General features: G+C 32.9%; 15 protein-coding genes. All 15 read right to left on the bottom strand.

The genetic code is table 11. From position 1 onward, the window contains the following. Nucleotides 1–40: 40 nt before the first annotated feature. The gene (locus F9279_RS18015; RefSeq protein ID WP_152115556.1) at nucleotides 41–871 is read right to left on the bottom strand and encodes a carbohydrate ABC transporter permease; all 831 of its coding nucleotides are present in this window, start codon (nucleotides 869–871) and stop codon (nucleotides 41–43) included. After that, a complete protein-coding gene (locus tag F9279_RS18020) occupies nucleotides 868–1,716 on the bottom strand; it encodes a carbohydrate ABC transporter permease (protein WP_413463228.1) in 849 nt (282 codons plus the stop codon). The genes F9279_RS18015 and F9279_RS18020 overlap by 4 nt, the downstream gene beginning before the upstream one ends. A 203-nt stretch (nucleotides 1,717–1,919) precedes the next feature. Then, nucleotides 1,920–3,200: an ABC transporter substrate-binding protein gene (locus F9279_RS18025; RefSeq protein ID WP_152115560.1), complete on the bottom strand. Its 1,281-nt coding sequence runs from the start codon at nucleotides 3,198–3,200 to the stop codon at nucleotides 1,920–1,922. A gap of 210 nt (nucleotides 3,201–3,410) precedes the next feature. Further along, on the bottom strand, nucleotides 3,411–5,186 hold the full coding sequence (locus F9279_RS18030) for a sensor histidine kinase (protein WP_152115561.1): 1,776 nt from the start codon (nucleotides 5,184–5,186) through the stop codon (nucleotides 3,411–3,413). An 18-nt stretch (nucleotides 5,187–5,204) separates the two neighbouring features. Next, complete coding sequence (locus tag F9279_RS18035; protein ID WP_152115563.1) at nucleotides 5,205–6,737, bottom strand: response regulator transcription factor; 1,533 nt, start codon at nucleotides 6,735–6,737, stop codon at nucleotides 5,205–5,207. A gap of 272 nt (nucleotides 6,738–7,009) precedes the next feature. Next, nucleotides 7,010–8,632, bottom strand: a complete 1,623-nt coding sequence (locus tag F9279_RS18040) for a glycoside hydrolase family 13 protein (RefSeq protein ID WP_152115565.1) — start codon at nucleotides 8,630–8,632, stop codon at nucleotides 7,010–7,012. 130 nt (nucleotides 8,633–8,762) lie between these two features. Next, nucleotides 8,763–9,773 (bottom strand): LacI family DNA-binding transcriptional regulator, encoded by a 1,011-nt coding sequence (locus tag F9279_RS18045; protein WP_152115567.1) that lies wholly within the window; start codon nucleotides 9,771–9,773, stop codon nucleotides 8,763–8,765. A 139-nt stretch (nucleotides 9,774–9,912) separates the two neighbouring features. Then, nucleotides 9,913–12,510, bottom strand: a complete 2,598-nt coding sequence (locus tag F9279_RS18050) for an ABC transporter permease (RefSeq protein WP_152115569.1) — start codon at nucleotides 12,508–12,510, stop codon at nucleotides 9,913–9,915. Further along, nucleotides 12,507–13,190, bottom strand: coding sequence for an ABC transporter ATP-binding protein (locus F9279_RS18055; RefSeq protein WP_152115571.1), 684 nt, complete (start codon nucleotides 13,188–13,190; stop codon nucleotides 12,507–12,509). Before F9279_RS18055 ends, F9279_RS18050 begins: the two co-directional genes overlap by 4 nt. A 178-nt stretch (nucleotides 13,191–13,368) precedes the next feature. Further along, nucleotides 13,369–14,373: a sensor histidine kinase gene (locus F9279_RS18060; protein WP_152115573.1), complete on the bottom strand. Its 1,005-nt coding sequence runs from the start codon at nucleotides 14,371–14,373 to the stop codon at nucleotides 13,369–13,371. Further along, the gene (locus F9279_RS18065; protein ID WP_152115575.1) at nucleotides 14,370–15,059 is read right to left on the bottom strand and encodes a response regulator transcription factor; all 690 of its coding nucleotides are present in this window, start codon (nucleotides 15,057–15,059) and stop codon (nucleotides 14,370–14,372) included. The genes F9279_RS18060 and F9279_RS18065 overlap by 4 nt, the downstream gene beginning before the upstream one ends. Before the next feature lie 119 nt (nucleotides 15,060–15,178). After that, nucleotides 15,179–15,334: a YozQ family protein gene (locus tag F9279_RS18070; protein ID WP_226793680.1), complete on the bottom strand. Its 156-nt coding sequence runs from the start codon at nucleotides 15,332–15,334 to the stop codon at nucleotides 15,179–15,181. Nucleotides 15,335–15,404: 70 nt separating this feature from the next. Next, nucleotides 15,405–16,187, bottom strand: coding sequence for an ABC transporter permease (locus tag F9279_RS18075; RefSeq protein WP_152115579.1), 783 nt, complete (start codon nucleotides 16,185–16,187; stop codon nucleotides 15,405–15,407). A gap of 4 nt (nucleotides 16,188–16,191) precedes the next feature. After that, a complete protein-coding gene (locus tag F9279_RS18080; RefSeq protein WP_226793683.1) occupies nucleotides 16,192–17,004 on the bottom strand; it encodes an ABC transporter permease in 813 nt (270 codons plus the stop codon). After that, nucleotides 17,001–17,978: an ATP-binding cassette domain-containing protein gene (locus tag F9279_RS18085; RefSeq protein ID WP_152115580.1), complete on the bottom strand. Its 978-nt coding sequence runs from the start codon at nucleotides 17,976–17,978 to the stop codon at nucleotides 17,001–17,003. The genes F9279_RS18080 and F9279_RS18085 overlap by 4 nt, the downstream gene beginning before the upstream one ends. Between the last annotated feature and the right edge of the window lie 799 nt (nucleotides 17,979–18,777).

The raw sequence follows: 18,777 nt of genomic DNA on the forward strand, positions 1-18,777 counted from the left end.
TTAAAGCTTTCTACTACTTATATTTTTCTATTTAGTATATTCACTTAACAGAGCCCATCATTCCTGCAACAAAATGTTTCTGTAGCAAGAAGAAAATGGCAGCAACAGGTAATGTAGCTATTACGATGGCAGTCATAATTAACCCATAATCTGGTGAGTAACTGGATCCTAGTGTGGAAACAAGCAATGGAATGGTTTGATTTTCCGGTGATTGTAAAACCACTAATGGCCAAAGGTAGTTATTCCAGCTTGCCATAAACGTAATAATCGCCGCAGCTGCATAGGTTGTTTTCATTGTCGGGATATAAATTCGAATAAAGACACCTAATTCGGATAATCCATCTATTCTCCCAGCCTCTAATATGTCTTTTGGAAACATCTTTGTACTTTGTCGAAAAAAGAAAATCAAGAATGCAGTTGTGACACTTGGAAGAATGACGGCAGCAAGTGTATCAATTCCGATTATCGGAAAATAAGCTGAAATAGAACCAAACATTTTAAATAAAGGAACCATTAGTGCAGCAAAAGGAATCATCATAGATAGCAACAAAATAGTAAATACTACATCTTTTGCTTTACTACGATAAATTTCAAATCCATAACCTGCTAATGAGGCTATTATCAACGAAAGTACAGTTGTAATAATCGAAATCTTAGCAGAGTTCAAAAGGGCAGTAATTAAGTCCGTTGAATTTAGCAAATTTTTCACATTCTCTATTAGATGAGAACCTGGGTATAACCTTCCTTGCGTAACATCCACCGATTTATTCGTAGCACTAACAATCATCCATAAAAAAGGAAAGATAGAAATAAAAGTTGCTAGAATGAGAACAACATATATTAATGCCTGATTTATTTTGGTCCATTTCATTTCTTATCACCTGCCACTTTAAATTGAATAATAGAGAATAGAACAATCATAATGACAATCATGTATGACACTGTTGCTGCATAACCAAAATCAGGCGTATATTTAAAGGACAAGTTATAGATATACTGAGAAATGGTGATTGTCGCATTTCCTGGCCCACCTTGGGTAATGTTGACCACTTCATCAAATAGTTGAAGTGTTCCAATGGTTGATGTAATTGAAGTGAATAGAATGATAGGCTTTAAACTTGGAATTGTAATCTTAAAAAATTGTTGTAGAGGAGATGCTCCATCTATTCTTGCAGCTTCATATATGGATTCATCCACATTTTGTAAAGCAGATAAATAGAAAATCATATTGTATCCAGTCCATCTCCATGTAATAGCAATGACAATCGTGATTTTTGCCCAAAATGGATCTGTTAACCACTGAATTGGCTCCCCAATTAATGCTAATTTCATTAACATGACATTGATAATTCCGTCTTGGCTAAATAAGTATTTAAAGATGACCGAATAAGCAACTAAAGACGTGACACATGGTAAAAAAATAGCGGTTCGAAAAAAACCTTTCCATTTGAGCTTTTTATTATTTAAGAATACAGATAGTATTAAAGCAAGTAGAATCATTAATGGAACTTGGATAATGAGATAGATGACTGTGTTTTTTACAGTTGTAATAAAAGTCGGATCTTTAAAAAGACGTGTATAATTTTCAAATCCTACAAATTGAAGGTTTACACCTGTTCCTGACTGAAAGGAAAGAATAAATGCTTGAACCATTGGATAAAAGTAAAAGACAATAATCATAATGGCTGCAATTGTTATAAAGGACCATCCGATTATGGTGCTCTTTAATTTAGGACGTACCCTTCTTGGGTTTGGGTTACGAGATAATTCTCGTTCTTTTTCTGTAACTATCAATGTAATCATCTCCAACCTTTGTGAAATAAAGAAAGAAGTACTTTGAGAATCCCTTTTTTATAGAGAGCCTCTATAAACCTTGTTGATTCTCAAAGTAACTTCTCTATTTTTCTTCCTTTTTTAGCTTACTTAATTTGCTCTTCAGCTTGTTTTTGCGCATCATTCAATACTTCATCAAGATCTTTTCCTTTTATATAATCCTGCATTCCAATGGCTAAAATATCTTCAATAGCATATGTGTGTAAACCATAGTTAATTTGTGGAATTTCTTCTGTCCACTTAGCAAAATCCTGTACAATGGACTGTCCATTAAAGTATTCATCACTTTCTTTGTATGCTTCACTAGTAGCAGCTGGTATATAGGAACCAATTGCTCCGATTTCTGTTACTAAATCTTGATAGAAGTCTACATTAGAACCAAATGTATTACCTAAAAACTCTGCTGATTTTTCTTTCCCATCAATATTCAATACATACCAAGAGCTACCACCTAAGTTAGATGCATTAACAGAAGTAGAAATTCCTGACAACTTAGGAAAATTAGCTACAGCCCATTTCCCAGATTGAGAAGCCTCTGCTTTTATGGAAGGGGTAATCCAGTTACCTGTTGGCACTGTTGCAACATCTCCACTATTAAACCCTGCTACAAATTGACTCCAGTCAGATACTGGTTTTACCAAGTCTGCATCTAATATGTCTTTATAGGTTTTAAATGCTTCTTTTAATGCCTCATTATCAGCAAGATTAGGCGTTACTCCATCTTCTTCTAAATACCAAGATCCCGCTGACTGAATCATCATTCGAATTAAACCTAAATCTTTCGGGTCTTGTGTGATCATTTGTTTCCCTGTTGTCTCTTTTACTTTCTGTCCAATCTCAATATATTTGTTCCAATCCATTCCCTCTAAATCTGCCAAGGAGAATCCTGCTTCTTCCAGATAATCAGTTCTTATATATAATCCAGTTACTCCTGTATCAAATGGAATTCCATAACTCTTACCGTCTAAGCTTGTTGGTGCAATTTTATAAGAGGCAAAATCATCTACATTCATATAATCTGATAACTCATAGAACATATCTGGATATGCCTTTAAGAATCCTTGTGCTCGATAATCTTCAATTAATACGATATTAGGTAGACCCTTAGTAGATCCTGAGCTTAAGCTTGTGTTTAGTTTTTGAATAATATCAGCTTGAGCATATTCCACTACCTTCACTTTTACGTCCTCTTCTCCTGAATAGGCATCTGTAGCCATCTCGGCTGCTTTAATATTGAAATTTGGATCCCATGCCCAGAGCGTAACTTCATTGCTGTCCGATTCCTTACTTTCACTAGAGCCAGCACCTGATGAACATGCACTTAATAACAATACACTTATTACTAAAAAAGAAAGAATTTTTTTCATCTGTATATCCCCCTTTTGTTTGAAAACGCTATCATTTTCATATACTTATCTTAGCATTTTCCTTTTCTATTCTGTTAGGAGATATTTTATATGAATTTGTATTTTTTTTATCCATTTCTTCAAGCAAGAGCGATAATTTGGATTATTTTTTGATAAATAGAAAAGGAGAAATAAAAAAACTCTAACAATAGAGCTTTTGTTAGAGTCTTGTTAATTATTATTTTGCGGAAGAGGAAAGGTTATTTTTACTTTTGTTCCTTTTCCTATTTCACTTGAAATTTCTACTCCATACTCTTTACCAAAAAGCAATTTCACTCTTTCATCCACATTACGAACTCCGATTCCATTAAAAAGCTGTTGATTTCGTTTAGTAGTTGGTAAATGCTTAGAGTGATCTAAGGAAAAACCATCTCCATTATCTACTACTTCACACACTAACCGCTCCTGCTCTCTCCAGATAAGAATGTGAATAAACCCACTTTCTTTCTTATTAAATCCATGAAAAAAAGCATTCTCAATAAATGGCTGAAGAATTAATTTAGGTAATGAGTATTCTTTACAATTTGGATCAATAAAGTAATGAATAGTAATTCTAGTTCCATATCGCTTTTGATTAATAAAAACATAATTCTTTAAAATATCAATTTCTTGATCTACGGTAATTAGTTCACTCACATTACCAATTGTATTCTGTAATAAAGAGATAAAAGCATTCATCACTTCTTCTGCTTCTTTTTTTTCTCCTTGAATCACAATAAATTTAATAGACGTTAGTGTATTGTACAAAAAATGAGGATTAATTTGTTGCTGTAATGCCTCCAATTCGGCATTCCTTTGTTGCTTCTGTGAGATTATCAATTTATCAACATATTGATGTAACTCATCTAGCATGGTATTAAAAGCATACGCTATTTCTCTTGTTTCATAAATTCCGTTTACCGTTACATACTGATGAAACTCACTTTTAGACGTACTTGATATTTCTTTTACTAATCTAGATAGGGGGTTGGTCAGTTTTCTTGAAATATAAAAAGCGATTACTAAAATAATGAGAACAATTACAAATCCTAAAAGAAATAGCTGCCGCTTATCAAGTAAATCACCAACAGCTTGATTCTTATCGATTAAATTAATAATATACATATCAAAAGAAGGTAAATAAGTGGCTAATACAATTTGATCTTTACCTTTAAAGGTCTCTATCATATAAGCTGCCTTTGATTTATTCATTTCATTTGCATATTGAATGAATTCTTGCTGTTTTCTCCCTATATATTCATCCTCATTACTTGATAAAATGACTCCATTTTTATCCATGAAGTACACATTATTTCCCTTAGTAGTGTAATTAGAATAAAAGCTTCTAAATTCCGATTCGAGTATGACAAAATACATCGAACCATATACGTTTCTTTGTAATGGATCCATCAATGCTTTGGAAGCAATGATATAGTTTGTATTTTCTAAGGTTACCTTATCTATTAGTTGATAGGATTGATAAATGATTTTACGTGGTGAATCTAATGTATTTTTCCTAAGAATACTGTTCTTAAGCTCTTCATCATTCATTGGAAAGTAAGTACGATTAGATGAATAGCTCACTCCATTTATTCCATCTAGAACGATTTCTGTTTGATATGTATCTAAATTAGTCTTCCAATATTTCATTTGTTGATCCATGCGATAGAATGATTGCATCTTCTCTTGATTAGATTGTTGCTCTGTTAATACATTTTTAATGGTGCTACTTTGAATGATGTTATTAGAAGATAAGACAATGGCATAATGATAGTTTTCTAGTCGATCACTGATTTGACTCATTACCTTAGAATTGGTAATACTGAATTTTTCAATAAAGAAATTCTCAGACATTCTTATTGTTGCATAAGAGATACTTATGCTCACAATAATGACTATGGCTACAGTGAAGAAAAACATGATAATAAAAAGCTCGTTATGTCTAAACCTTTCTGGTATCATCTGCATTGTCTTCTGCCTCTTCCATTATTTTATCGTTCTTCTATAATGGCTTGGAGACATTCCCTTTCGTTTTTTAAATACTTTGCAAAAATAACTTTGATCTGCATACCCCACTATCCCACTTATTTCAGCAATCGAGATATCCTTATTTTTTAATAGCTTGCTGGCTTCTTCAATTCTTACTCTATTCAGTAACTCTATAAAACTCTCTTTATAATGGGAAGAAAAATAGTTAGATAGATAAGATGGATTAAAATGAAAATGAGCAGCGAGCTCTGTTAGTGTCAATGGTTGTGAATAATGTTCTTCGATATACGTAATTAACCTTTTCATATGGTTTGAAACTGGACTCTTTATTAATAAGCTGTCTTTTATTTCCTCTATAAATTCATAGAAGTAGGAAATTGTTTCTTTAGCAGAAGAAGCAGAAGCAATTTTATTAAAATAATTATTTCTTCTCTCCTCTAGCATCTCCTTTTCTTTCGACTCCATATTTTCAAGCATAACAGTTATATCAAAAAGAAGCTTATGGAAAAAACCCTTAAATTCCGTTATTTCTACCTTATAACAAGTAGAATACTCTTCCATATAACTTCTTAAATAAGTAAGAGCTACCTGGAAATTTTTATTTTTCCACTCCTTATTAAACCTTTCTTGATTAAATGAACTTATGTCTAACTCCTTATTTATCCATTTTTCTGCTAGCACAAGTGAAATGTCAGGGTAGTAGAAAGAAAGGGAATATAGCTTTTCTATTTGCTTTACATAAATAGCACTTGTCTGAAAAAAATCAGTATATAAGTTTGATAAAATATAGGTTGCCTGTTTTGGTTTTTCTTCTTCGATAGCTCCCTTGAAACTTTCTTGAAAAAATCGCGCATTTGATTTTTCTAAATTGATCAGATATAGCTGTTTATATTTACCTACTGATATGGAATAATATGTTAATACAGGAGAGGACGACATATGATTAGTGATATATTTTTTTACTAGCATTTCACTTTCTTCCTTTTCAGTATGTACACCTAATAAATAAAAGGAATCGTTAGGAAATAATCGGATATATTCGCTTTCTGCAAGAGAAATTTGATAACCTGACATTAGTTTATTTACTAATTTATTTATATTTGATTCTGCAAGTACAGTTTCATTTGACCAATACAAGTTTGGTATTCTTTTCTTAGCTTGATTTAAAACCTGAAGTAGCTCGGTAGAGTTCAACTTTGGCTTTAGAATATAGTCTACTATTCCACTCTGAAAAGTAGATCGTACATATTCATATTCACTAAAACTACTTAAAATAATAATTTCTATATTTGGATATCGTTCTTTTACTATTCTAGTAAGTTCTTCTCCATCCATAATTGGCATGACTATATCTGTTAACAGGATATGTGGTTGCGTGTCTTCTAACAAATCAAGTGCTTCTTTTCCATTTGCTGCTTCTCCAATAATTTCGAAGCCTTCTTTTTCCCAATCTAGATAATATTTAATTCCTTGTCTTATTAACACTTCATCATCAACTATAAGGATTCTGCACGTAGTTTCGGTAATCATTATGACATCCTCCTATTCGTTATATTCCTCGCATTATTATGTATACGTTTACAATTTTATTCTTAGTATATCATAGTTTCCTTTTTTACTTGCCTGTTTTCCTATTCTTAATGATTTTTCCACTTTATAAGTTTAGTAAAGGATTCTTCCATGAAACTTAGATTTTTTGTATTTCATGATGAAGTCAGTTGTACCTCTTTTCTTCCACTCTCTCTTAAACAAAAAATAAAAAAAGGGGAATACAAGCTCAGCCCTTGTATTCCCCTTTATTTTTATAATTTCACTACAAATGTCTCATATGGCTGTAATGTTACTTGTTGAAGATCTACCTGTTTCCTTGGATAATTGCTTATTATTATTTCCTTATGCTTCCCGCTATTCGGTAAAGTAAACTGATTTACTTGGTCACTGAAATTAGCAATAACCAACCACTTTTCTTCTTCCAATGTTCTTGTATATGCAAAAATATCTTGGGAGGTTTTCAATAATTCAAATTCTCCCCAAACGATTAAAGGATGATTTTTGCGTAATTGTATTAATTGCTTATAACAATGAAAGATTGACTGTGAGTTTGCTACATTTTCTTTTACATTAATATTTTTATAGTTGGGATTCACATGAAGCCAAGGAGTTCCTGTTGTGAATCCTCCGTTTAGAGACTCATCCCATTGCATAGGAGTTCTTGCATTGTCTCTTCCCTTTGCATTTATTGATCGAAGTATTTCTTCCCTCGTATATCCTTGTTCTATTCGCTCATGATACATGTTGATGCTTTCAATATCATTCACTTCACTAATATCTGAAATCGGACAATTTGTCATTCCTATTTCTTCACCTTGATAGATGTATGGAGTGCCTTTCATTAGGTGCAGTAAAATAGCAAACATCTTAGCACTTTCTACACGATATTCCTGATCATTCCCCCACCTTGAAACAATTCTCGGTAAATCATGGTTATTCCAAAATAAACTGTTCCATCCTTCTGTTCCAAGAGATGTTTGCCACTTAGCTAATATTGCTTTTAATTCTTCGATGTCCAATGGTTTCAGATCCCATTTGTCCTTACCCTCTTGTTGATCTAATCCAATATGTTCAAATTGAAAGACCATGGATAACTCTTTACGTGCAGGATTCGAATACAATTTGGCAATTTCAGGAGTAGCTCCCCATGTTTCTCCTACTGTTAATACATCGTAATTCCCAAAGCTTTTTTCATGCATTTCTTGTAAATAATCATGGAGTTTAGGTCCATTTCCTGTTATGCCTAAGTCAGGTTGTTTCCCAACAAGATCAATAACATCCATACGAAAACCGCCTATGCCTTTATCCAACCAGAAATTCATCATATTCCATACTTCTTCACGTACTTTTTCATTCTCCCAGTTTAAATCAGGCTGTCTCTTACTAAACAAATGTAAATAATATTGACCACTATCTTGATCATACTCCCAAGCAGAGCCACTAAAGATTGATTTTAAATCATTGGGGACTTCTCCTTCTACAGGATCGCGCCAAATATAATAATCTCGATATGGATTATCTTTACCTTTTTTAGCTTCTACGAACCATTTATGCTCATCAGAAGTATGATTTACTACTAAATCCATCACTATTCTAATTTCTCTTTTTTCCGCTTCCTTAATCAATTCATCCATATCTTCCATTGTTCCAAATTCGTCCATTATATCCTGATAATCACTAATATCATAGCCATTATCATCATTAGGAGATTTATAGACTGGGCTTAGCCATATAACATTAATCCCTAAATTCTGTAGATAGTCTAGGCGATTAATAATTCCTCTTAGATCACCAATTCCATCTCCATTACTATCTTGAAAACTTCTTGGATATATTTGATATACAACAGAAGTTTGCCACCATTTCTTTTCCATATAATCTCCTACTTTCTATTATTAGATTGGACTATTTTGCATATGATATAAAACCTTTTTTAGGACGCAATACGTAAACGTTTACGTATTGTGTAAAATAATAAGCGACTGGTGTGTAAGTACAAAGGTTTCAATTTAAAGCCCTTGTACTTACAGTTTGCCGCTCTATAAGTTGAAACGGAAATTCTTCAGATATAATTGTCTTATTATCTTGGATAGCTTCGATTATTTTTCTACAACCCATTGTTCCCATTTGCCAAAATGGCTGCTCCATTGACGTTAATGCTGGAATAGCCATTTCAGCTACTCTTGTATTATCATATCCAATTACAGATAACTGCTTAGGTATCTGTATACTTGCTTCATATGCCGCAGAAATAATCCCTAATGCTACTTCATCACTCACAGCAAAAACAGCAGTGAGGTCAAATTGTTTTTCTAAGTATTTTTTTAAGCTTGCTTTTCCAGCAGAAAAACTATAATCTCCATAACAAATATAGTCTTGATTGAATGGTATAGAATTAGTTTGTAATGCTTTTTTATATCCTTCCACTCTAGGAATTCCTGCTACTCGATCTAAAGGATCGACTCCAGCAAGACCAATTTTTCTATGCCCATTTCTTATTAAATACTCTGTTGCAGCATAAGAAGCTTCAAAATCATTTACTTTGATAAATGGTATTACCCCATCCTCTGTATCAGAAGAGATCAGAATAAATGGAACACTTAAGGATTGCAGTGCTTTAATCTGTTCTTTCTCTAGAAGAATAGACACTATAATTAGTCCATCTACTTTTCTTTCTTCCATCATCTTTAAACAATCTACTACTCTTACTCCTTTATCGCCTGCATGTGCTAGAATAACGTTATATCCATTCCTTTGTGCTTCATTCTCTATCCCATTAACAATATCTGCATAAAAGATAGTAGACACATCTGGCATAATAATGCCAATCAAATTACTGCTTTTTTTCACTAAGCTTCTAGCCATTTCGTTTCTTCTATAGCCTAATGTATCAGCTACTTGTAGTATTTTTTTCTTCGTTTCCTCATTATAACCGCCTGCTTGATTTAATACTCTTGAAACAGTAGCAGTAGACACATTTGCCATTTTCGCTATATCTTTAATAGTTATTGTCATTTGTTTCACCCTTTAACGTAAACGTTTACGTAAACTTACTATAACATGATTATAGAACGCTTACAACTATTTAATTAATGTTACTCTTTATAAAAAAGCAGTTAACGAAGGTCCTTCTCCCTCGCTAACTGCTTTCCGTTTAAATATTCTCTTGCTTCAAGCCATCTATTATATTCTCTTTTCTTATCTTACTTGTAGAATACAGCATTGCTGATCCAACAATAAGAAAGATAGCGACAACAACTAACAACATACTTCCCCATGGCAATTCAAAACCATACGTAAAGGTATTGCTAAGAGACCAATAAATAGAAACCATTACTAAGAGACTTAATGGTAAGCCATATAATAGTGCTTTAATTCCATAAAACATACTCTCAAATTGAATCATTTTGTTAAAGCTTTTCGGTGTCATCCCTACTGATCGAAGCATAGCAAACTCCCTTTTACGAAGAGAAATACTAGTAGAAATCGTATTAAATATGTTTGCAATACTAATAAGAGAAATAAGAGAGATAAAGCCGTACGTAAAAACAGAAATGAAAAGAATCATTTGTTCCGCTTGTTCACGTTGCTGCTGTAAATTATGAATATACATATTTCCAGTTTTCAATTCATCTAATTCCTCTTGTGCTTTCAGTGGTGCATCACTATTCATATATAAAGTAGGAGTAGTAATTATTTCCGTATTGTTCAGTATTTGCTCTGCAACAGTATTTGTAACAATCATCGTTAACAACCACTGCTGATCACCACTAACTCCCAGAGGCTTTTCATTCGCAAAACTGCCAATTTCAATTGAATTAAAAATTTTCTCTTCTCCATCACTATCATCATATTGATATAAATCGATGGAATCTCCCTCTTTTAATTCTACTACCTTTTCTTCTACAAATTTTTCGCTATTAGGATCAAAATAAGAAGCTTTTTCTATGACAATTCCTTTTAGATTATTAGGTTGTAAATATTCCTCAGCATTTACTCCAATTTTTTCAGCGTATTGCTTAAAATTCTTATCTGTAAGAGTAACCATGTTGACACTATATCCAAGCTTCCCATCTATTATAGAACTTGAATACTTATCATTATTAAAATAAGACCTGTTACTTTTACCTACTTGATCACTTGTTAAGTATGTTGATAAGTAGACTTCTTTTACCAAGCTACTAGAGGTTATGGTTGATACGTTTGCCATAGACAGCAATTCTTCATCTGATACATTGGAACCTGCTTGAATGGAAATATCAAAATTTTGATCTTTTTGGGATACATCTACTGATTTCTTCATATTTTCTGTAAAGAATGCAACGGTTAAAAATAAGACAATGCTCACAACTAAAGAGAAAACGGTTGTTTGATATCTTCTTCTATTTCTCTTTAAATTTTTCAATCCTATTTCAGCTTCTAATCCGAATAGCTTAAAAACAAATCTATTTGTTTTCAGTTTTTTGCCTTTCATTTTTATATCCTGTGTTTGTCTTATTGCATCTACTGCAGAAATTTTAGAAGCTTTTATTGCTGGTAGATAAGTGGAGATAAAAATCGTTAATATCGAGATTACACATGAAATGATAATAGAATACGGTGTTACTACTACCTTTAATGCTTCTGTTGTATTTAAGATATCCATTAAATGTTTATTAATTAATGCAAATGTTATAGCAATTCCACTGATTCCAGCAAGAATACCTAAAGGAATACTAATTACTCCAATAATGGTACCTTCAAAGAAAACAGAGTTTCTTTTTTGTTTCTTTGTTGCTCCTACACTTGATAGCATTCCTAAGTGTCTAGCTCTTTCTGATACACTAATAGCGAATGCATTATAAATGAGCGCTACAGATCCAATGATAATTACTACCATTATAATGGCTACAAGCGAGTATATCATTCTTGTATAACCTTCACTAGAAGAGACACCATAGTAGCGTAAAAGCTCACTATTATAGGTGATCTTCTCTATCTTTAGCTCGTCAGCTAGCTTCTCTGAATCCTTATATAACTTAGAATTCACCTTTTTTAAAAGCACACTAGCTGTTACCTTACTTGACTCACTTACTGTGCTTTCATCGAAGTAATTTATGACAGTATAGCCAGGTGACTGGAACGGTTCCCAATTTGGTCTTTCCATTATCCCTACAATAGTGAATGTTTTATTCGTTGTATGATTGATTTGCTCAAGAGATTCTCCCAATTCATTTGTTTGTAGATATTTATCTTGACCTAATATTTCTTCACTATCACCTATTGCTAGTGTTCGTTCACCTATATCAACAGTAATCTGATCTCCTATTTTATACTCTACTTTAGAATTACTCACAACTTCTTCCGAAATCAATAGTTCATTTTCCTTTTTCGGAAAAGAACCTTCTTTTAAAGTCACTGGAAATTGTTTAAAGCCATTTTCATTATATTGCTTAAAAAACAAGTATGGTTTATATTCATTTGTTGCATCATTCCATTTCGCATAACCCAAATCGTTTGATAGTATAACTTTGTCGGTGTTCGTGTCTTCTGAGATCTTTTCTATTTGTTCACTATTTACTCCTTTGTATTGAACATGCCATTCACCGTCTGTCGCCATACTTTGCCTTTTAAATAGATCAATGAAAGAAACTCCAAGAGTAGCAACAGCTGTTAACATACTAACAGAAATAATAACCCCAATAATTGTCACTAATGTTCTGCGTTTATTTTCCCTTAGGCTCCTAATCGTTAGTTTTTGCATTATATTCATGGACGAATCACCTCATTTTTGGCGATTTTCCCATCTTCTACAGATATCACTCTGTCTGCTTGTAATGCAATTCGCTCATCATGGGTAATCACGATAAGCGTTTGATTATAGGTTTTATTGAACATTTTTAATAATTCCATAATTTCTTCACTATTTTTACTATCTAAATTACCTGTAGGTTCATCTGCAAGCATAATGGCTGGATTGCTAATAATCGCTCTTCCTATAGAAACACGCTGTTGCTGTCCTCCAGATAATTGATTTGGTAAGTGATTCAATCTTTTTTCCAATCCAAGAGTATGCACTACTTTTTGAAATTGTTCTTGCTCTACACTATGTTTATCTAATAATAATGGCAGGGTAATATTTTCTTCTACAGAAAGTATGGGAATTAAATTATAAAACTGATAGATAAGGCCAATTTGTCTTCTTCTAAAAATGGCTAATTGTGTTTCATTCATCGAATAAATATCTGTTCCATCAACTAATACCTTGCCACTACTTGGTCGATCTACACCCCCGAGCATATGAAGCAACGTGGATTTACCAGAACCAGAAGGACCAATAATGGCTACAAATTCTCCTTTATTTACAGAAAAAGAAACATTATCAAGTGCTTTAACAGCTGTTTCCCCTTTTCCATATACTTTCGATAGATTTTCTATTTTTAAAATTTCCATAACAATCTCCTCCAGATTTCTTATTGTGTTTAGTGTACCTGTCAAAGATGACTATACAGTGACTGTTAAGTGACAATTTAGTCACTTAAGAAAGACCTACTTTGCAACAAATCTTGTTGTTTGGAATCAGTAGGAAAAAAGCAGCAAACAGTCACAAGAAATACTAGAGGAAAGAAAATTAATGAACATGTTTGTAAAATTTAATATGAAAGGAAGTACCTTCCCCTTGTTTACTACTAACCTCAATATCTCCTTCCTGACTTTTAATTATGCTGTAAGCCATGGCTAAGCCTATGCCAACACTCTCTTCACTGGCATTTTCTCCTTTATAAAACCGTTTAAAGATGTATGGAAGGTCTTTTCTAGAAATACCTTCTCCCGTATCTTGTATAATGATTTCGGTAAATAACACATTCTCTGAAAAACGAATAGTGATCATTCCGCCTTCTTTTGTATGTTCCACACAGTTTTTTAAGATATTGATGATTGCCTCTACTGTCCATTTAAAGTCACCAATATAATAAGTAGGCTCTTGTCCAACAATATTTAAGGATTGTTCCTTAATATCCATTGGAACTAAAACTGGTTCTAATGCTTTTTGAACAAGTTCTTGTACATTTATTCTCTCTTTTTTAAAAGAAATGGTTCCAGCATCCATCTTGGATAGCTTTAGTAAAGAAGATACTAGCCATTCCATTCTTTCAAGCTGTATAGAGATATTATGAGTAAATTCTTGCCTTTTTTCTTCTTCTAATGCTGAATTACTTAATAGATCTGTCATTACAACCATAGACGTTAATGGAGTCTTTAATTGATGAGATATATCGGAAATAGCATCTGTTAATTTTAACTTTTCATTATGTAATAGCGAACTATTCTCAGACAACATTAATGTTACTTTGTAAATATTATTTTTTAAAATACTTAATTCTCCTTCTACATTATCCCGTATATCGAGACTTTCATCGCCATTTGCTATTCTCTGCAAATAAGTTGATAGTTTTTGTAGCTCTAGGTATCTCCATTTTGTAAAGAGATAGAAGCTACCTATAAAGAGTAGTGAAACTACGAAAAGATAGACAGCTACTGATAAGGAAAAAAGAAAAAGACCGATTATAACTGAGATCAAGCTAATAATTAGTAGAAGGAGTACAAAAATTTTGATTTCACGACTTCGAATCAATTAGACTCACCCACCTTATAGCCTAGCCCACGGATTGTTTTAATGATGGTTGGCTTTTGTGGATCATCCTCTAACTTTTCTCTTAATCTTTTAATGTATACGGTTAATGTATTATCATTAACAAAGTCTCCTGCTACATCCCATATTCTTTCTAGTAATTGATTTCGTGTAAGTACTTGCCCAAGATTGTTCACAAAAATAAGAAACAAACGATATTCTAAAGCGGTAACTAATACCTCTGTTCCATTCTTATAAATTTTCCCCTCCATGGTATTTACACGTAGATTCTCCACCTCAATGATAGGGTTGTTTTGTAGTTGCTTATTATAGCGCCTTTGTACAGACTTTATTCTCGAAAGAAGCTCTCTTAGACGGAATGGCTTTGTGATATAATCATCTGCTCCCATATCTAGTCCCATGACAACATTTACTTCATCGTCTAATGCTGTAAGGAAAATGACTGGTTTATCGCCTTTGCTTTTCACATACTCACAGAGCTCGTAGCCTGTTCCATCAGGTAAAGATAAATCAAAAATGCATAAATCTATTTCATCTAGCTTCTGTTCTAGTAAACTCTTTGCGGTTTTTACCTGATGACAAATGTATGTTTCGTAATTCTCGCTTTTCAAGCTATATTCTAAGCCAGTGGCAATGGTCTTATCATCTTCAACAAGCAATATTTTCATTTTAATCTCTCCTTCTAGTTATTATCTTATGAGAAGATAACATAGGAGTCAAAGTAAGGGTGAATAAAAAAATGTTTTTGGAGTGGAAATACAAAAAGAAGCAGAGGATTTCCTCTGCTTCACTCGTCCTTCTTCTTATCTGCTGTTCCTTCTGTGAATGTTTCTTTTGCTTGTTCATGGGTTTCTTTTAGGCCTTTGTTCGCCTCATCTTTTTGTTGTTTTTTATCTGGTTCAAGTACTTTCCCTGCTGGGGATGTAGTTGTTTCTTTCTTCATCATAATGCCTCCAATCAAATCAATAGGTATACTATTTTATACCACCTTAAACAGAGGATAAACATTTCCGTTAAGAGCCTGTTGATCGATAATACTTGACTCCAAATATCCAAATGAAAATACAAGGGATAATAAACAGTATTCCCAAAATGGGTGCTAGCATATATAACACTTCATGTTCTCCTACTTTATCTAATAAAAACAACAGAGGTAAATAATTAACACTTCCAAATGGAATGACGAAAGTAAAAAAACGTGTTACCCACTTTTGGTATATGGTAAGAGGATACTGAGCCATTTCTCTTCCGCCATCTGTAAAAATATTAGCAACCTCAAGTCCTTGTATGGTCCAAAAACAAAGTGTTGCAGCCAAAATAAATATTCCTGTGAAGATAAATACTCCACTACAAATCATCATTACTAAAGTCACAGCTTTCAGCATATTCCAATCGATAGAAAGATTACTCAAGGACCAAACTAAAACCAATACACTTTGAACTAGCCTTCCTACTCTTGTAAACTCAAACTTTGAGCCAAGTACCTGTATAAATGTTGTTCTAGGTCTTACTAGTAAGCGATCAAAATTACCGCTTACAACCAAACTAGAAAAATTATCAAAGCCTCTCGCGAAACATTCACTTATAGCAAAAGACATATGAATAATAGCAAAGCACAATGCTACTTCATGGAAATCCCACCCTTTTATCTGTCCAAACCGTTCAAAAAGAAAATACAGACCAGCAAAGACAGTGAATGGAACTAGAAATTGACCTAGAGAAAGAAGCCAAAAAGAGGTCTTGTATTGCATCTGTGATTGTAATAATATCTTCAAAAAGTTTATATAAAGCTTCATCCCTCTATCCTCCTTGTACAATTACTTTCTTCATTACTTTTCTTAATGTCCATTTACCAAGAAAGCTTAATACTAGAAACCAAAGCAATTGCGTGAAAATACCTTGTAGCGCTTCCTTATTTGGAATATTACCTGAGTAAACACGAAACGGAAAATCAGCAGTTAAATGAAATGGAAGCAGATAAACTATCTGTTGAAGCCACTCTGGCATTAATGGAATGGGAACAACCATGCCAGCAAAAAACTCACCTAATACACCAAATATTAGTAAAGATCCCATGGGAGATAGAGTAATAAAAACAGAGATATAAATAAACATAGAAATAGCGACTAACACTAGTAACCCTAATGAAAGTGCCATAATAAATAAAATAAAGGTCTGAAAATTAGGAGGTAGAGTCATGCGATAAGAAGCTGGTAGAAAAAAAGCTAATAGTAAAATAGGAAAGCATCTTAATAATGTATTGGATAATCGCTGAGCGAGAAGCTTACTATACCAATACTCATAGATTCCTATCGGTCTACATAACTCATAAGCGATATTTCCAGTTGTTATTAAATCAAACAACTCATTATCACGAAACCATAACATAATAAGAGCTAAAAAAGATTGCTGAAGCCATAGATAAGTAACCAAATCCTCTAACGAAATTGGCTGGGTTGCGATTACTTGTGAATAGAAAGCCTGAAAAATCATAATGTAGATAAAACCCCAAAAAAACTGAGTTGCCACTCCTGCAAGTGCAGCAGCTCTGTACTGCATCCCATTCAATAAACGTAGTCTGAAAACAGCATAATAAGGACTTATTCCCTTCATATCTTATACTCCTTATATAGCTGGACTATAATATCTTCAATAGGCTCTGCAGAAACAGATACATCTAGCAAATCTAACGAATGTGAAAGTTTCATTATTACTTCTGATACAGATATATGTGTAGTATCTACACTAATTATTGCCCGTTCTTCTGTTCTATTAAGAATCGTTGTACCAGGTATGGAAAGAAAATGATTAGTAGGTTGATAGTCAACGGTTATTGTTTTATGTGAACCAAAGCGTTTTCTAAGATCCTGCAAGCTACCATCATATAATAGACTTCCTTTTCCTATTAATAGGACACGATCTGCAAGTGCTTCAATATCAAACATGTCATGAGTGGTGAGAATAACAGTGACTTTTCGTTCTTTATTTATGGTTTTAATAAAGTTTCTAACAGCAATTTTACTCACCGCATCTAAGCCAATGGTAGGTTCATCTAAGAATAGTATTTGTGGGTTATTTAGTAGTGAAGCAGCAATTTCGCAGCGCATTCGTTGTCCTAAGCTTAGCTGCCTAACAGGTGTAGAAAGAATTTCATGTAAATCAAGCGTTTCCGTTAATAAATTTAATGTTTCCATGTATTCATTTTGAGGTATGGAATAAATGTCTTTTAGTAGTTCAAAAGAATCCTGAACAGGTACATCCCACCAGAGCTGTGATCTTTGTCCAAACACGACACCTATTTTCTTCACATAATTCACTCGGTCTTTCCAAGGAATATGTCCCATTATGGTACATTCCCCACTATCAGGAACCAATATTCCACTCATTATCTTAATAGTAGTTGATTTTCCGGCTCCATTTGGACCAATATAGCCGACGATCTCGCCTGGCTCTATGGAGAAACTGATATCTTTTAGTGCTTCTATTATACGGTAGTCTCTTTTAAAAAGAGCTTTTAAACCTTCTCCTAAACCAGAAGCCCTTTTTGGTACTTTAAATGCCTTATTCATTCCCTCCACTTTAATCATTACTATTTCCCTCCTTTTTTTAAACATGATTATAAAAAATCCTTCTCAAAAGAAAACCTATAATAGCATTCTCCCAAATAACTGTCAATAAGTTTTTTGATTTTTTTCAACATTTAAACAAAAATAAAAACACTCCTATTCCTGAGTGTTCATTTACCGTGTTTATATATATGCCAAAGCTCTTGTTTTCTCTTAGAAATGGCATTTATTTCTTTTTTATAAATAGCTAAAGATCTTTTTAACATTAAATTAGTGGAATGCTTCTGAAGTCGTTTAATAATATTTAGAGATTTCTCTCTTTTTATGACTAATAATGTATTTAACTTTTTTATCTCTAAAAGCAAATCTCACTTTTCGATGACCAAAACCTCCCCATTTTCCACCTCTTATCTGCATATCCTAAAAAATCGTTAATTAAACCTAATTACTATATTAAATGATAATCAACCTTCTCGATAGGATTTTATTGTAATTATTTTGACTATTCTTGGTATTTATGTGTAGAACTCTTAAAACATCAGCTTCCTTCGCTAAAAAAAGAGAGAATATATGAGAGTTTGCTACAAAATAGAGCGAAATAACATTAATATACAATTAACTTTTTGTATGTTAAGGTGGTAACAACTCAGGATGAATATATTTGTGCAGTACCAATCCATGTACTTACATTTATTTCATTTTGAAATAATTTTTTAGGGTGATTTTATGTTTAACACTATCAAACCTGGTCAAAAGGTTATATACGATGGCAGAATTCACCTTTGCTTTTGTGATTATCAAAACGGATTATTAGAAATAC

The organism is Bacillus sp. B1-b2 (genome assembly GCF_009183415.1).
In the GTDB taxonomy this organism is placed as follows: Bacteria; Bacillota; Bacilli; order Bacillales; family Cytobacillaceae; genus Niallia.

Excerpts from the sequence above, each read along its gene's own strand:
- F9279_RS18080 (WP_226793683.1), bottom strand. The coding sequence starts at position 17,004 with ATGAAGGGAATAAGTCCTTATTATGCTGTTTTCAGACTACGTTTATTG.
- F9279_RS18040 (WP_152115565.1), bottom strand. The coding sequence starts at position 8,632 with ATGGAAAAGAAATGGTGGCAAACTTCTGTTGTATATCAAATATATCCA.
- F9279_RS18055 (WP_152115571.1), bottom strand. The coding sequence starts at position 13,190 with ATGGAAATTTTAAAAATAGAAAATCTATCGAAAGTATATGGAAAAGGG.
- F9279_RS18065 (WP_152115575.1), bottom strand. The coding sequence starts at position 15,059 with ATGAAAATATTGCTTGTTGAAGATGATAAGACCATTGCCACTGGCTTA.
- F9279_RS18075 (WP_152115579.1), bottom strand. The coding sequence starts at position 16,187 with ATGAAGCTTTATATAAACTTTTTGAAGATATTATTACAATCACAGATG.
- F9279_RS18050 (WP_152115569.1), bottom strand. The coding sequence starts at position 12,510 with ATGAATATAATGCAAAAACTAACGATTAGGAGCCTAAGGGAAAATAAA.
- F9279_RS18070 (WP_226793680.1), bottom strand. The coding sequence starts at position 15,334 with ATGAAGAAAGAAACAACTACATCCCCAGCAGGGAAAGTACTTGAACCA.
- F9279_RS18085 (WP_152115580.1), bottom strand. The coding sequence starts at position 17,978 with ATGATTAAAGTGGAGGGAATGAATAAGGCATTTAAAGTACCAAAAAGG.
- F9279_RS18015 (WP_152115556.1), bottom strand. The coding sequence starts at position 871 with ATGAAATGGACCAAAATAAATCAGGCATTAATATATGTTGTTCTCATT.
- F9279_RS18025 (WP_152115560.1), bottom strand. The coding sequence starts at position 3,200 with ATGAAAAAAATTCTTTCTTTTTTAGTAATAAGTGTATTGTTATTAAGT.
- F9279_RS18045 (WP_152115567.1), bottom strand. The coding sequence starts at position 9,773 with ATGACAATAACTATTAAAGATATAGCGAAAATGGCAAATGTGTCTACT.
- F9279_RS18030 (WP_152115561.1), bottom strand. The coding sequence starts at position 5,186 with ATGCAGATGATACCAGAAAGGTTTAGACATAACGAGCTTTTTATTATC.
- F9279_RS18035 (WP_152115563.1), bottom strand. The coding sequence starts at position 6,737 with ATGATTACCGAAACTACGTGCAGAATCCTTATAGTTGATGATGAAGTG.